The sequence below is a fragment of the Lentzea jiangxiensis genome (assembly GCF_900104175.1).
GTDB classification, from domain to species: domain Bacteria; phylum Actinomycetota; class Actinomycetes; order Mycobacteriales; family Pseudonocardiaceae; genus Lentzea; species Lentzea jiangxiensis.
The window spans coordinates 318,788-332,935 of sequence record NZ_FNIX01000003.1 but is presented as its reverse complement, the minus strand read 5'-3'; the positions used below and the strand labels follow the sequence as shown (position 1 = coordinate 332,935).

General features: G+C 71.9%; 11 protein-coding genes. 5 read left to right on the top strand and 6 right to left on the bottom strand.

All coding sequences use genetic code 11. The features are described 5' to 3' along the window. Nucleotides 1-81: 81 nt before the first annotated feature. The gene (locus tag BLQ91_RS12430) at nt 82-2,574 is read left to right on the top strand and encodes an FtsX-like permease family protein (protein ID WP_090096952.1); all 2,493 of its coding nucleotides are present in this window, start codon (nt 82-84) and stop codon (nt 2,572-2,574) included. 52 nt (nt 2,575-2,626) lie between these two features. Here BLQ91_RS12430 and BLQ91_RS12425 read toward each other — a convergent pair whose 3' ends face one another. The 4 genes from BLQ91_RS12425 to BLQ91_RS12405 all read right to left on the bottom strand — a co-directional run bounded on the left by BLQ91_RS12425 (nt 2,627) and on the right by BLQ91_RS12405 (nt 7,874). After that, nucleotides 2,627-3,553 (bottom strand): hypothetical protein, encoded by a 927-nt coding sequence (locus BLQ91_RS12425; protein WP_090096951.1) that lies wholly within the window; start codon nt 3,551-3,553, stop codon nt 2,627-2,629. A 137-nt stretch (nt 3,554-3,690) separates the two neighbouring features. After that, a complete protein-coding gene (locus BLQ91_RS12420; RefSeq protein WP_245733364.1) occupies nt 3,691-4,965 on the bottom strand; it encodes a cytochrome P450 in 1,275 nt (424 codons plus the stop codon). 442 nt (nt 4,966-5,407) lie between these two features. Continuing rightward, on the bottom strand, nt 5,408-6,157 hold the full coding sequence (locus BLQ91_RS12410) for a DUF899 family protein (RefSeq protein WP_090096948.1): 750 nt from the start codon (nt 6,155-6,157) through the stop codon (nt 5,408-5,410). A 106-nt stretch (nt 6,158-6,263) separates the two neighbouring features. Beyond that, entirely contained in the window at nt 6,264-7,874 is a 1,611-nt protein-coding gene (locus BLQ91_RS12405; RefSeq protein WP_090096947.1) for an ABC-F family ATP-binding cassette domain-containing protein, read from the bottom strand. 224 nt (nt 7,875-8,098) lie between these two features. Here BLQ91_RS12405 and BLQ91_RS12400 point away from each other — a divergent pair, with 224 nt between their 5' ends. Beyond that, entirely contained in the window at nt 8,099-9,025 is a 927-nt protein-coding gene (locus BLQ91_RS12400; RefSeq protein WP_090096946.1) for a patatin-like phospholipase family protein, read from the top strand. 38 nt (nt 9,026-9,063) lie between these two features. Beyond that, nucleotides 9,064-10,536 carry an amidase gene (locus tag BLQ91_RS12395; RefSeq protein ID WP_090097223.1) on the top strand — a complete coding sequence of 491 codons (1,473 nt, stop codon included), beginning with the start codon at nt 9,064-9,066 and terminating at the stop codon, nt 10,534-10,536. Here the strand turns inward: BLQ91_RS12395 and BLQ91_RS12390 are convergent. Beyond that, nucleotides 10,526-11,482, bottom strand: coding sequence for an alpha/beta fold hydrolase (locus tag BLQ91_RS12390; RefSeq protein WP_090096945.1), 957 nt, complete (start codon nt 11,480-11,482; stop codon nt 10,526-10,528). The genes BLQ91_RS12395 and BLQ91_RS12390 overlap by 11 nt on opposite strands. A gap of 67 nt (nt 11,483-11,549) precedes the next feature. On the opposite strand from BLQ91_RS12390, the gene BLQ91_RS12385 reads away from it, so the two are divergent. Further along, nucleotides 11,550-12,137: an XRE family transcriptional regulator gene (locus tag BLQ91_RS12385; RefSeq protein ID WP_090096944.1), complete on the top strand. Its 588-nt coding sequence runs from the start codon at nt 11,550-11,552 to the stop codon at nt 12,135-12,137. Here the strand turns inward: BLQ91_RS12385 and BLQ91_RS12380 are convergent. After that, nucleotides 12,124-13,344 (bottom strand): MFS transporter, encoded by a 1,221-nt coding sequence (locus BLQ91_RS12380; protein WP_090096943.1) that lies wholly within the window; start codon nt 13,342-13,344, stop codon nt 12,124-12,126. The two genes, BLQ91_RS12385 and BLQ91_RS12380, sit on opposite strands and share 14 nt — an antisense overlap. 126 nt (nt 13,345-13,470) lie before the next feature. Between BLQ91_RS12380 and BLQ91_RS12375 the strand changes: the two genes are divergently transcribed. Then, nucleotides 13,471-14,124 carry a winged helix-turn-helix transcriptional regulator gene (locus BLQ91_RS12375; RefSeq protein WP_090096942.1) on the top strand — a complete coding sequence of 218 codons (654 nt, stop codon included), beginning with the start codon at nt 13,471-13,473 and terminating at the stop codon, nt 14,122-14,124. The last annotated feature ends 24 nt before the right edge of the window (nt 14,125-14,148 follow it).

Genomic DNA, 14,148 nt, shown 5'->3' with positions numbered 1-14,148 from the left:
GCGGCCGGGCGGAGTGCCCGGCGTCGAGTTGCTGGTCTGCGCGACGGTCCTCGTGGCGCGGCTCGTGGGGGGTGAGAAGTCGTGCTGACCCTCGCCTGGCAGACCGTCAAGGCCCGCACCGGCGGGTTCGCCGGGGCCTTCGTCGCGATCCTCTGCGGCACCGCGCTCGTCGCGGCCTGCGGGATCCTCATGGAGTCCGGTCTGCGCGGCGGCGTCCCGACGCAGCGCTACGCCGCCGCCGACGTGGTCGTCACCGGGGACCGGATCGTCCGGCCGCCCGGCGCCGACGTCCTGGCGTTCGAACACGCCGCCGAGCAGCCGGGCATCCTGGCCGCCCTCGCGGCCCGGATCGCCGCGGTGCCCGGGGTGAAGGCCGCGGTGCCGCAGCGGACCTTCCAGGCCGTGGTGGTCGGGCCGGACGGGCAGCCGCTCGCGGGCAAGCCGTCCTTCGGCCACAACTGGGACTCCGCCGTGCTGGCGCCGTTCACGCTGAAGGAGGGGAACGCTCCTCGGGGCGACGAGGTCGTCCTCGACTCGGCGCTCGCCGCCGAGGCGGGGGTCGCGGTGGGCGGCGAGGTGCGGGTGATGACCCGTTCGGCGCCCGTGACCCACCGAGTCGCGGGCATCGCCGAGGCGCCCGGTCGTGCCCGTCAGGCGGCGATGTTCTTCAGTGAGGCGAAGGCGGCCGAGCTCGCCGGGCGCGCGGACCAGGTGAGCGCCATCGGGGTGCTCGGTGCGAACGCGGACCGGGTCGAGGAGGCGCTGAAGGGCGAGCGCGTCACGGTGTCGGAGGGCGCCGACCGCAGCGCGGCCGAGTTCGACGACGTCAGCCGGACGAAGTCGATCCTCGCGATCCTGGCCGGCTCGTTCGGCGGGTACGCGGTCCTGGTCGCGATCTTCGTGGTCGCCAGCACCCTGGCGTTGAGCGTCGAGCAGCGCCGCCGCGAGTTCGCCCTGCTGCGGGCCGTCGGTGCGACGCCGCGGCAGATCCGCAGGCTCATCGGCGTGGAGACGACGGTGGTGTCCGTGGTCGCCGGTGTGGCCGGCAGCCTGCTGGGCATCGGCGTCAGCCAGGGGTTGCGCGCCGCGTTCGCGAGGATCGGCGTGGTGCCGGACGACTTCGCGCTCTCGATCAGCCCGATCCCGCTGGTCGCGGCACTGCTGATCGGGGTCGGCGCGGCACGTCTCGCCGCCTGGAGCGCCGCGCGCAGGCCGTCGTCGATCAACCCGGTCGAGGCGCTGGGCGAGGCCGCGGTGCAGAAGCGCGACGCCGGGAGGATCAGGCTCGCGATCGGCTGGGCGCTGGTCGGTCTCGGCCTCGGCGCGACGACGTTGCCGTTGTTCCTGCGCGGCCAGCTCGGCGCGGCGATGTCGGTGATGGCGGCGCTCGTGCTGATCATCGGCCTGGCGCTCACCGGCCCGCGCGTCATCGGGGCGGCGGTGCGGGTGATCGCCCCGGTGCTCGCGAGGTCGTCCGGCGTGAGCGGCTACCTGGCGGCGGCGAACGTGCTGAAGAACTCCCGGCGCCTCGCCGCGGCGGTGACGCCGTTGATGCTCGCGATCGGGTTCGCGGTGGTGAACTACTACAGCCAGACGACCTTCACCGCCGCCGTCGGCCAGGAGACCACCAGGTCGATCACCGCGGGCCACGTGGTCACCGGTGTCGCGGGAGTGCCGGCCGAGGTCGCGGACGCGGCCCGGCGGCTCCCCGGCGTCACCGCCACCTCGCTGGTGCGCACGCAGGTGATCACCGCGAGCAGGACCGGTGAGACCGTCGAGGTGCAGAGCCGCCCGGCCAACGGCCTCGACCGGACGGCGGGCGGGCTGGTCGACCTCGGCGTCGTCTCCGGGAGCCTCGACGACCTCGCCGGAGGCACCGTGGCGTTGAGCGACTCGCACGCCTCCTCGGAGGACAAGAAGATCGGCGACACCGTCGAGTTCTGGTTCGCCGACGGCAGCCCGGCGAAGCTGCGGGTGGTCGCGACCTACGACCACGACCTGGCGTTCGGCGACTACGTGCTCTCGGCCGCCGACGCCCGTGCCCACACCACCGCCGGCATGGACAGCGCCGTCCTGGTGCGGGCCTCCGACACGACGGCTCTGCGAGGCCTGACCGACCGTTATCCCGGTCTGCAGGTGACGGACCGGGTGGCGGCGCAGGACCGCGACGCCGAGCGGACCCAGTTCCTGCTGAACCTCGTCGCCGTCGGCGTGATCCTCGGCTACGTGGCGATCTCGGTGTCGAACACGCTCGTGATGTCCACGGCGGCCCGCCGCCGCGAGTTCGCCCTGCTGCGGCTCGTCGGCACCGGACGGCGGCAGGTGGTGCGGATGATGCGGACCGAGGCCCTGCTGACGGTCGGACTGGCCGCCGTGCTCGGCTCGCTGGTGGCGGCGGTCCCGCTGGCCGTGCTGGCGGTCGGCCTCACCGGCGCCCCGCTGCCCTCCGGCCCGATCACGGTCTACCTGGGCGCGCTCGCCGGGGCCGCGGTGCTCGGCGTGGTGTCGATCGCGATCTCGACGCGGTTGTCGTTGCGCGCCAAGCCGATCGACGCCATCGGCATGAGGGAGTAGGAACACGAGAAGGGCCACCTGGAGATCCAGGTGGCCCTTCCCCGTCGTGTCGTCAGCCGACCGGCGGGGCCATGTCGAACCAGTTGAAGCCCTCCACGAGCCGCGTGGTCGTCGCGGTCGAGTCCGGCGTGGTCAGCTGCCAGCGCGTCACCCAGCGGTAGGTGCCCGGCGTGAGGCTCTCGTCGACGTCGGTGTCCGGGTCGTCGGTCACCGGCGAGTACTGGTGGACGGCCTTCTTCGTCAGCGTCGCGGTGACCGTCGCGTAGCCGGACTGCGTCTTGAGGTAGTCGCCGACGCCGTGGTCCGCGGCCCGTGCCGGATCCATGTACCGGACCTGCACGGTGTCGCCGCCGAACGACCCGTCCACCGCCGTGACCGTCACGATGTGACCACCGCCGCGCTGCAGGCTGTTCTGCGGTCCCGCCGAGTACCGGCCGTAGATCATCTGCACCGGGCCGCGAGCCAGCTTCTTCGCCATCTCACCGCCGAAGTCCGGGGTGGTGTGGGTGCTGACGCCGTCGGTGACCGCGGCCCAGCCCGCGTCCCGCGCCGGCTTGGTCGCGATGGTCCACGCGGTCCGCAGGTTCGTGAGGTTCGTGCCCTTGCTCGTGTACTTCGCGTCGGTCCCGATCCGGCCGATCGAGTTGGTGATCACGCCGTAGTCGGCCTGGTCGTGCGGCGCCAGGTTCTTGACCTTCGTGGTCAGCCACCCGACCGGCGCGTTCTTCTCGTGGGCCCAGTAGTGCAGCACGTTGTAGAGCGACGACGGCCCGCAGTACGAGCCGCCGTTGTTCTCCAGGCCCGCGCGGTGCTGGTCGACGTCGCTGACCCCGCACTGCTTCACCGAGAAGTCGGGGCCGGCCAGGTCGGTGACCTTCACGCACGGCGTCGGCTGGCCGATGACCGGGTCCGCGGCGGCGACGGCCGGGAGCGCGATGGTCGAGAGGGTGGCGGCGGCGACGATGGCTTGGCGGATCATGGTGTCTCTACCTTCCGTTCGCGGAATGCGGTGGTGGGCAAAGACTGTTCGAGTGGCGACGAGAAGGCATGAGGGGTGGACCCTCAACCCCAACGGAGGAAAGTTGGGTGTATCAGGCCGTCCCCCACGCGACTCCGTCAGAGAACCTGCTGGATGGGGCTGGGCTGCTGACCGAGGTGGACCGGCATCGAGTGCAGCCCGTAGACGATCGAGAGCTTGCGGAACGCGAGGTCGCCCGGCTCGACCGCGAGCCGCATCTCCGGGAACCGCTTGGTGAGCGCCGGGTAGGCGATCCGCAGCTCCATCTTGGCGAGCTCAGCCCCGATGCAGCGGTGCGCGCCGTAGCCGAACGCGAGGTGCTGACCCGCGGCCCGCTCCGGGAGGATTTGCTCGGGGGTCGCGTAGACGCTCGGGTCGCGGTTCGCCTGCGACAGCGAGCACGCCACGATGTCGCCCGCCCTGACCTTCGTCCCGGCGATCTCGATGTCGCGCCGGGCGATCCGCAGGAACGCCACCGACACGACGCTGAGGTGCCGCAGCAGCTCGTCGACCAGCCCGTTCACGGCCTTGTCGTCACCGAGCGCCTGCTCCCACAGCGCCGGGTTGCGCAGCATCGCGAGCGTGCCGAGCGAGATCATGCTGGCGGTCGTCTCGAAGCCGCCGGTCAGCAGCCCGTCCGCCAGCCCGGCCAGCTCGTCGTCGTCCAGCTCGTCGCCGTGTTTGCGCACGAGCTCACCGAGCAGCCCGTCGGTCGGTGCGAGCCGCTGCGCCCGCACGAGTTCGCGGAAGTACACGATGGACTCGGACACCGCGGACAACGACGTCGTAGCCGCCCCGCCGAGGTCGAAGCGCGAGACGCTGCGCCGCTGGAACTCCTCGCGCTCGCTCGCGGGCACGCCCAGCAGCTCGCAGATCGTGAGCGCCGGCACCGTCATCGCGAAGTGCTCGACGAGGTCGACCGCGCCGTCCTTCATGGACATCAGGTCGAGCTGGTCCGCGACGATCTGCTCGATCCGCGGCACGAGCCGCGACAGCCGCCGCATGGTGAACTCGGGCGTCAGCACCCTGCGCAGCCGCGTGTGCTCCGGCGGGTCGCTGAACCCGAGCCCGCCCGGTGCCTCGTCCGAGAACAGCCCGAGCTCCCGCAGGTGGCCGAAGTCGTTGCTGAACGCCTCGGAGTCGACGAGCACCTGCTTGGACGCCTCGTACCCCGTCACCAGCCACACCGTCACGGGCAGCGGCAGTCGCGTCAACGGCGCGGTGGCCTGCATCCGCGCCATCTCGGGCACCGGGTCCAGCCCGGTGCGCCGCAGAGGTGCCAGCACGCGTGACGGCACGAACCAGGACGACTCGAGGTCGAACCCGGTTTTGCTCAGGTGGGCGAGGAACCGTTTCCCCATCCACTCGGTCACGCGCGACCGCACATCGGTCGCTGACTGCAGAACTTCCCACATGACGCGGCTGTCCCTTCGGCGGAAAAGGGGTTTAGGACCAGGTCAACCCCATCGGAACGGACAATAACGACGTCGTCGCTCGCGCGTCGTCATACCCTGGCCTAACGCGCCGTCATACTTTGGTCCAGGCGTCCCTGGGCCGGTGCGGAGGGCGTTCGGCTCGGAACGGAGCGTCAGCACCGCGACGAATCACGCTGCTCAGCCCGCCGCGGGCGTGGGGATCCGCTGACGTGCTCGGTGGAGCGGTACAAGGTCGTGACGGCCGTGCGTCTCGTTCCGGCGTGGGGCGGCTCGGCCGCGAGTTCGCCGGACGACCCCGCGGTGGTGTCGCTGCAGGGCGAGGCGCGGAGCGTCCTGTCGACGTTCGACGGGAAGCGCCGCGTCCTCGCCACCGGCTGCCTCAGTGGCAGTGCCCCTGCCTGCCGAGCGTCCGCACCGGCGTGACGCCGGGCCGCGTCCACTGGGGAACGGGCCGGCTGTCCTCGTCCCAGCTGGGCTGCCCGTCCGCGTTCGTCCGCCAGAACCAGCCGGCCTGCCGCGCCTCCGGCCAGCCCTCGGGGTGCCGCTCCCACTGCTCGCCCCGTCCGCGCGCGGTGATGTCGAGCAACGCCAGCGAGCCGTTGACGCGCTCGCACCCGCGCCCGGTCGTGGAGTAGGTGAGGAACGTGCGGTCGCCGTCGCGCAGGTAGCTGGTCAGGTACCCCATCTCCCCGCCGACGGGCTCGTCCAGGCCCCGCACCGAGTACCACGGTTGCGTGTAGCCCATGAATTCCACGAACGGCGCCACCTCCTCCCACGCACCGGTTGTCAGCACGGCGAACGAAACACCACGCGCGTGGAGGTAGGCGGCGTCCTGGAAGTGCCACGGCACGTGCGTGCACCCCTCGCACTGTCCCTGATGTGGTGCGCCGTCCCACCACATGTGCTTGTAGACGACGAGTTCCTCGCGCCCCTCGAACAACTCGACGAACGGCACAGCCCCCTGCGCTCCGACGACCTCGACCTTCCCGTCGAACTCGACCATCGGCAGCTTCCGGCGTTCGGCCGCGATCGCGTCGCCCTCGCGCGTGTGGGCCTTCTCGCGGACCAGGAGCTCGTCGCGGGCCTTCTGCCAGGTGGCGAGGTCGGCGACGGGCGGGAGTCCGGTCATGACGATTCCTCCGTGGTGTGGTTGGTCCCTGCACGCCCAGGTCGAAGCCGTCACGGGTTTCTCGACATCGCCGCCGACTCGCGTTCGGTCACCGGCCAGGGCTGCCTCAGCCACGGGCGGCCTCCAGCAGCCTGCCGCCGTCGAGACGCAGCCGGCGGTCGATCCTCACCTCGTTCAGGAACCGCTCGTCGTGGCTCACCACGACCAACGCGCCCCGGTACGCGTTCAGAGCGCTCTCCAGCTGCCCGGCGCTGACGAGGTCGAGGTTGTTCGTCGGTTCGTCGAGCAACAGCAGCTGCGGCGCGGGTTCGGCGAACAGGACGCACGCCAGCGTCGCCCGCAGCCGTTCGCCACCGGACAGCACCCCGACCGGCAGGTGTGCCCGTGCGCCCCGGAACAGGAAGCGCGCCAACAGGTTCATCCGGTCCGCGGGCGGCATCGCCGGGGCGAAGTCCGCCAGGCTCTCGGCCACCGTGCGGGAGTCGTCGAGCAGGTCGAGCCGCTGCGACAGGTACGCGACGCGCCCGTCGGCCCGCTTCACCTCGCCGCTGTCCGGGGTGAGCGACCCGTGGACCAACCGCAGCAGGGTCGACTTGCCGGCGCCGTTCGGGGCGGCCAGCGCGATGCGTTCCGGGCCGCGGATCGCGAGGTCGAGGTCCGCGAACAGGTCGCGCACCCGCAGACCGGAACCGACGAAGAGCGTGCGACCGGCGGGAACGGCGGTCCGCGGCAGCTCCAGGCTGATCTTCTGCTCGTCCTTCAACGCGCGTTCGGCCTGGTCGAGCTTCGAGCGGGCCGCGCCGAGCCGGGCGGAGTGCGTGCCGTCCGCCTTGGCAGCCGAGACCTCCGCGTTGCGCTTCATGTTGCCCGCGAAGATCCTCGGCAGTCCCGCGTTCGAGAGGGTGCGCTGCGCGTTGGACGCCCGGCGCGCGGCGCGTTCGCGGGCCTGCTGCATCTCCCGCTTCTCGCGCTTGACCTCCTGCTCGGCGCTGCGGACGTTCTTCTCGGCCACTTCGCGCTCGGCCGCGACCGCCTCCTCGTAGGCGCTGAAGTTGCCGCCGTGGAAGCGGACCTCGCCGCCGTCGAGCTCGGCGATCCGGTCCACCCGGTCGAGCAACGCGCGGTCGTGGCTCACCACGAGCAGGCACCCGCGCCAGTCGTCGAGCACGTCGTGGAGCCGGTGCCGGGCGTCTAGGTCGAGGTTGTTGGTCGGCTCGTCGAGCAGCAGCACGTCCGGCTGCTTCAGCAACTGCGCCGCGAGCCCCAGCGAGACGACCTGCCCGCCGCTCAGCGTGCCGAGCACGCGGTCGAGGGCCAGGTCGCCGAGCCCGAGCCGGTCGAGCTGGGCGCGCGTGCGTTCCTCCACGTCCCAGTCGTTGCCGATGGTGGTGAAGTGCTCCTCGGCGACGTCACCGGACTCGACCGCGCGGATCGCGCTCAGGACGTCCGCGACGCCGAGCACCTGCGCCACGGTCAGCCCGGCGGTGAGCGGCAGGTCCTGGGGCAGGTAGCCGAGCACGCCGGTCACGGACACGCTGCCCGCGGACGGCGTCAGCGCTCCGGCGACGAGCTTGAGCAGCGTCGACTTGCCGGCGCCGTTCGGGGCGACGAGGCCGGTCCGGCCGCCGGGCACCGAGACGGACAGGCCGTCGAACACGGGGGTGTCGTCCGGCCAGGAGAACGACAGGGACGACACGACGATGAAAGCGTCGGACATGGGTGCGAGACCTCGGGATGTGCCGCGCGCGGAACCACCGCGCGTGAGGGAAAAGGGAACGACGAAACGGCCATCGCGGGGATGGCCTGTCACATCCAGGGCTCACCCTGAGATGTCGTCTTCACCCACCAGCACGTCGAACTCCTCTTCGAGGCGGTTGATCTCGGTTCCCACGCTAGCAGCCGTTCGCAAGTGGATGGTGCGGTCGTGGTTCACTCGGCTGTGTGACAACGGTTCTGGAGCTGCTGCGGGAGCGCCGGCGGCAGCGAAGCACCCCCGGTCGGCGCACCGACGACGCCCGTCTCGTCCTGCTGGTCGAAGGCGGGAGCTCGCGAGGCGTCTACTCCAGCGGGATGACCGTCGCGATCGAACGGCTCGGCCTGCTGCCGCTGTTCGACGCCGTGTACGGCAGTTCCGCGGGCTCGCTCAACGCCGCCTGGCTGCTGTGCGGGCGGGCGGACAGCAGCAAGCACGCGTGGTGGGACCCGGCCGTGATGCGCACGACCATCAACCCGCGGCGCGCGTTCACCCGGCGGCCGGTCGTCGACACCCACCACCTCGTGCACACGATCTACACGCAGGTCCACCCGATGGGCTTCCAGGAGGTCGTCGACAACCCCGTCGAGTTCCACCCGATGACCACGGACGCGCTCACCGGCGAGCCGGCCGACCTGCACGGGTACGTCCGCGACACCGCGAGCCTGCAGACCGCGCTGCGGGCGTCGACCGCCATGCCGTTCCTCGCGGGCGATCCGGTGGTGATCGACGGCCGCCCGTACGTCGACGCCGGGCTGAGCGAGACCATCCCGGTCGGCACGGCGGTCTCGCAGGGCGCCACGCACGTCGTGGCGCTGCGCACGCGCCGCGAGGACGAGTTCCTGGGCGTGCCGCCGTCGCGGGGCGAACGCCTGGTGCTGTCGCGCTGGTTCGCCCGGCACGCGCCCGGGGTCGTCTCGAACTGGTTGCGCCGCGAGGAGATCCGGGCGAAGGACGAGGAGATGCTCGCGTCGCACCCCGCGTGCCTGCAGATCCGGCCGCCGCTGGGCAGCGCCGTGATCGGCCGCACCGAACGGCGTCCGCACGTCATGCAGCAGGCCCTCGACGTCGGCGTGGCGGCCGCGATGAGCCACCTGGGCAACGGGCACCTGTGACGGCGTGCCCGCCGCGGCCGACCGGCTAGCTTGTGCGCGTGGACTTCGACGAGTACCGGAAGTACGACGCGACCGGGCTGGCCCGGCTCGTCGCGGACAGGCAGGTGTCCGCTGCCGAACTGCTCGCGGTGGCGCGCGAGCGCGCCGCCGAGGTGAACCCGAGGCTCAACGCGATCGTCCGGGACGTGCCCGCCGATCCGTCCGACGACCTCACCGGCCCGTTCGCGGGCGTGCCGTTCCTGATCAAGGACCTCGGCCAGGACTACGCGGGCCTGCCGACGTCGAACGGCTCGCGGTCGCTCCAGAACAAGAAGGTCACCGAGCACTCGACCGTGGTGCGGCGGTGGATCGACGCCGGCCTGGTGATCTTCGGCAAGACGAACCTGCCGGAGTTCGGCGCCAAGGCGATCAGCGAGCCGGCGGTCTGGGGTCCCGCGCGCAACCCGTGGGACCTCGACCGGACGCCCGGTGGCTCGTCGGGCGGGTCGGCGGCCGCGGTCGCCGCCGGGATCGTGCCGTGCGCCGGCGCGAACGACGGCGGCGGCTCGACGCGGATCCCGGCCGCGTGCTGCGGGCTCGTGGGGCTCAAGCCGGGGCGCGGGCTCACGCCGTTCGGCCCCGAGACCGCCGAGATGATGCACGGCGCGGCGGTGCAGGGCGTCGTGTCGCGGACCGTGCGGGACACGGCCGCGATGCTCGACGTGATCTGCGGAGGGGAGCTCGCCGGTCCGTACTCGGTCGCGCTGCCGGAGTCGTCGTTCGCGTCGTGCGTCGGGCAGGAGCCCGGGAAGCTGCGGATCGGCGTGCGGGTGCCGTCGGCGATCAACCCCGCTCCGCACCCGGAGGCGGTCGCGGCCGTCGCGTCGGCGGTGCGCGTGCTCACCGACCTCGGGCACCACGTCGAGGAACTGCCGGAGGCGCCGTTCGACGACGCCGTGCTGGCCAAGGACTTCCTGCTGACGTGGTTCGTGAACCTCGCCTGGAAGGTGGCCGACGCCCAGCGGCAGACCGGGGCGCCGGACGCGGCGTTCGAACGCGACACGCTGCTCATGGCCGCGCTGGGACGGGCCACGAGCAGCGTCGACTACGTGGACGCCGTGCAGCGGCGGCATGCGCACACCCGCCGCCTCAGCACGTTCTTCGAGTCCTACGACCTGCTGCTGACGCCCACCCTGGCGACCCCGCCGCCGAAGGTCGGCCAGTTCGACCTGCCGGTGTCGCTGCGGCGGGCCACGGACGCGGTCCTCAAGACCGGCACCGCCCGGTTCCTCCGGCACACGGGCCTGGTCGACGACATGATCAGGGACAACCTCGGCTGGGTGCCGTACACGCAGCTCGCGAACATCACCGGCCGGCCCGCGCTGTCGCTGCCGCTGCACTGGACGGCCGACGGGCTGCCGCTCGGCGTGCAGTTCGTGGCGCCGCTGGCGGGGGAGTCGTTGCTGATCAAGCTGGCGGCGCAGCTGGAGCAGGCGGCGCCGTGGGCGGAGCGCTTCCCGGTCATGAGCTGAGGAAGCGCAGCAGCTCCGCGGTGACGAACTCCGGGTTCTCCTCGACGAGCCAGTGGCCCGCCTTCGGCACGTCGACCGCCCGCACGACGTTCGTCATCCGCGGCGCCGCCGTGCCCTGGATCGTCCGGGCCTGGCCCTCCGCGGCCATCACCAGGGTCGGCACCCCCACCGGCCGGGCGGCCTCGGTGTCGCGGACGTCCTGCTCCAGGGCGCGGTAGAGCTCGAAACCGTTGGCCAGGTTCTTGCCGTAGGTCCGCGCGTACTCGTCGATGTCGGCGTCGGTGAACGGGGACTTCGTCGCCGTGCCACCGAAAGCGCTGCCCTGGTGGGAAACCTGCGGGTAGAAGGCCTTCAGGTAGTCGCGGACCTCGTCGTCGACCAGCGTCTCGGGGATCCCGGGCTGCGAGTGGAACGCGATGTGCCAGCTCAGCGAGCGGTAGGTGCGCGCGTCGATCGCGGGGCCCGGCAGCGGCAGGTCGAGGTAGCCGAGCCGGGTGGTGTCCTGCGGGAACTGGCTGGCGTACTGGAACGCGACGGCGGCACCCAGGTCGTGGCCGATGATCGAGGCGTCGCGCAGCCCCAGCTTCTCGGTCAGCGCGTGCACGTACCGCGCGAGCGTGGCCTTGTCGAAGCTCGTCGGTGTGCCGGTGCTGTCGCCGAGGCCGGGCAGGTCGACGGCGTAGACGGTGTGGCGTTCGGCGAGGTCCGGCATCACCGGCCACCAGCCGTACCAGGTCTGCGGCCAGCCGTGCAGCAGCACGACCGGGGTGCCGCTGCCGCCCGTGACGTAGTGCAGGCGGACGCCGTCGACGTCGGCGAACTCGTGCCGGAAGGTCTTCTGGAAAGCCGGGTCGTCCTGGGTGACAGCGGCGTGTGCCGGCGCGGGGTGCGGAGCAGTCGAGCAGGCGGTGATCAGGAACAGGAGAGCGACTGCGAGGCGTTTCATGATCTCAGCCTGCGATGGACTTGCTGTTCGCGGCACGAAAACTTGCCGATGTGGCAAGCTGCGGGTCGTGAACGCCGAAACCGAGCAGGTGCTGGACGGGGTGGGTGCGCGGCTGCGGACGCTGCGGCGGCACCGCGGCATCACGCTCGCCGACCTCGCGACGACCACCGGGATCTCCGAGAGCACCCTGTCCCGGCTGGAGAGCGGGCAGCGGCGTGCGACCCTCGAGCTGCTGCTCCCGCTGTCGCGGGTGTACGACGTGCCGCTGGACGACCTCGTCGGCGCTCCGCGCACCGGGGACCCGCGCATCCACCTCAAGCCGATCCACAGGTTCGGCATGACGTTCGTCCCGCTGTCGCGGCGGCCGGGCGGGGTGCAGTCGTTCAAGATGCTGATCCCCGCCGTGCCGCGACCGCTCGAGCCGACGTTGCAGACCCACGACGGCTTCGAGTGGCTCTACGTCCTCAACGGGCGGTTGCGGCTGGTGCTCGACGACCTCGACCTGACGTTGCCGCCCGGTGAGGCCGCCGAGTTCGACACCTCGAAGCCGCACTGGCTGGGCAGCGCGGACGGCGGTGCGGTCGAACTGCTGATCCTGTTCGACCCCCAGGGGGTGCGCACGCACGTCCACGCCGACCGCGTCACCTCCGGTTGAAGCGCGCGGTCGCCACCACCCCGGCCAGCGTGACGAGCGCGACGGCCACCCCGTAGCCGATCGCCGTCGAGACCGCGCCGACCGCACCGATGGCGAGGCCCGCGATGATCGCCGAACTGCCCATCGCCAGGTAGCCGACGAAGAAGATCGCGGTGAACAGCGCGGCCCGCTCGTGCGGCGCGACCTCCGGCACGAGCCCGCGCGTGGTGCCCGCGAACGACGCGCCGATCCCCGCACCGCCCACGGCCGCGGCGGCCCACAGCAGCGGCAGCGACGTGGCGCCGATGCTGCCGACGAACAGGACGGCGCCGGCGACCATCGCCACCAGGCCGCCCAGCCGCAACCCGGCCGCGCGCACCCCGCCGGTGAACGCGGAGGCCGCAGTGGACGCTCCGAGCGCGACGAAGGCCAGCAGCGAACCGACGATCGGGCTCTGCACGGCGAAGACCGCGACCAGCAGCGCGGGCACGAGCCCCATGAACGCCGTCATGGTCATGAACCCGCCGAGGATGCCCGGGACCGACGTCCAGTACAGCCGGCGCACCTGGCGCGGCAGCGAGAGGCGCGGGTTCAGCGAGGCCAGGGCGCCGGGCTTGCGCGTCGCGGTCTCCGGCGTGAAGATCGCGAAGACCGTCCCGGCCGCCATGACGACCGCGAGCACGAACCACACCTCGAAAGCGGCGTTCGCGGCGGCGAACTCCGCCAGCACCCCGGCGAACAGCGCGCCGATCGCCAGTCCTCCCAGCGGCGCCATGCTGGTCATCTGCGCGCCGAGCTTCTTGAACCGCTCCGGCGCGAGCTCCACCACCGCAGCACTGAGCGCGGCGGACGCGGCGCCGGTCGCGATGCCCTGCACCACCCGCGCCGCGATGACCCAGCCGATGCCCGGGGCCACCAGGAACATCACCATCGCGACGAGGTCCACCGCGAGCGCGCCGATCATGAGCGGACGCCGTCCCACGTAGTCCGACAGCGACCCGACCACCAGGATCGCGATGAGCAACGAGAACGCGTAGACGCCGAACGCGAGCGTCAGCACCCACGGCGCGAACCCCCACTGGTGCTGGTAGATCGGCAGCAACGGCGTCGGGGCGCCGGCCGCGACGAGGATCGCGACCATCGCGGCCGAGATGCCCGCGAAGCCGGCACCGCGGGAGAGCAGCGGCCGCCGCACGGCCGGCTCTGTGCGTTCGAGCAGGGCGGTCATCGCACGTCCTTCTGAGTTCGGTGTCTTCGGAGTGCGACGACGGTAGACCGGCTTACTTCGTTTTTGCAAGTGAACTTTGATTTACGCAGTTAGCTACACGTCGACAAGGTTGCTACGCTCGAGGGTGTGAAGCGACGTGACTTCGGCCAGTACTGCGGCCTCGCCCGCGCGCTGGAGCTGGTGGGCGAGCGGTGGGCGTTGCTGATCGTCCGCAACCTGCTCGTGCGCCCCCGCCGGTACACGGAGCTGCAGACGGGCTTGGCGGGCATCCCGACGAACGTGCTGGCCACGCGCCTGAAAGAGCTGGAACAGGCCGGAATCGTCGAACGCCGGGTCGCCCCGGCCCCGGCGCGAGGTGTCGTCTACGCCCTGACCGACGTGGGTTGTTCGCTGGAGCCGGCCCTGCTGTCGCTGGCCCGCTGGGGCGCGACACAGCTCGGCGAGCCGCAGCGGGGCGACGTCGTGACGCCCGAGGGTCTGGTGCTGAACCTGCGCGCCGTCTTCCAGCCGGCCGAAGGCGCGGGCCTGACCGCCTCGTGGGAGATCCACGTCCGTGATGTGGTGGTGCACGCGGTCCTGACCGACGGCGACCTGGTCACCGGGCTCGGCCCGGCTCCCGCCGAGCCAGACCTGACGATCACCGCGACCTTCGCCGACGACGAGCTGGCCTCCTACCGCGCCATCATGACGGCGGCGCGGGACGGCGAGGTGGAGCTGAAGGGCCGTCCCGCGCTGCTCGACACCTTCCTGCGCGTGTTCACCGTCCCGCGCGTGGCCTGAGCACGGCCGGGCCGGGGAACAGGA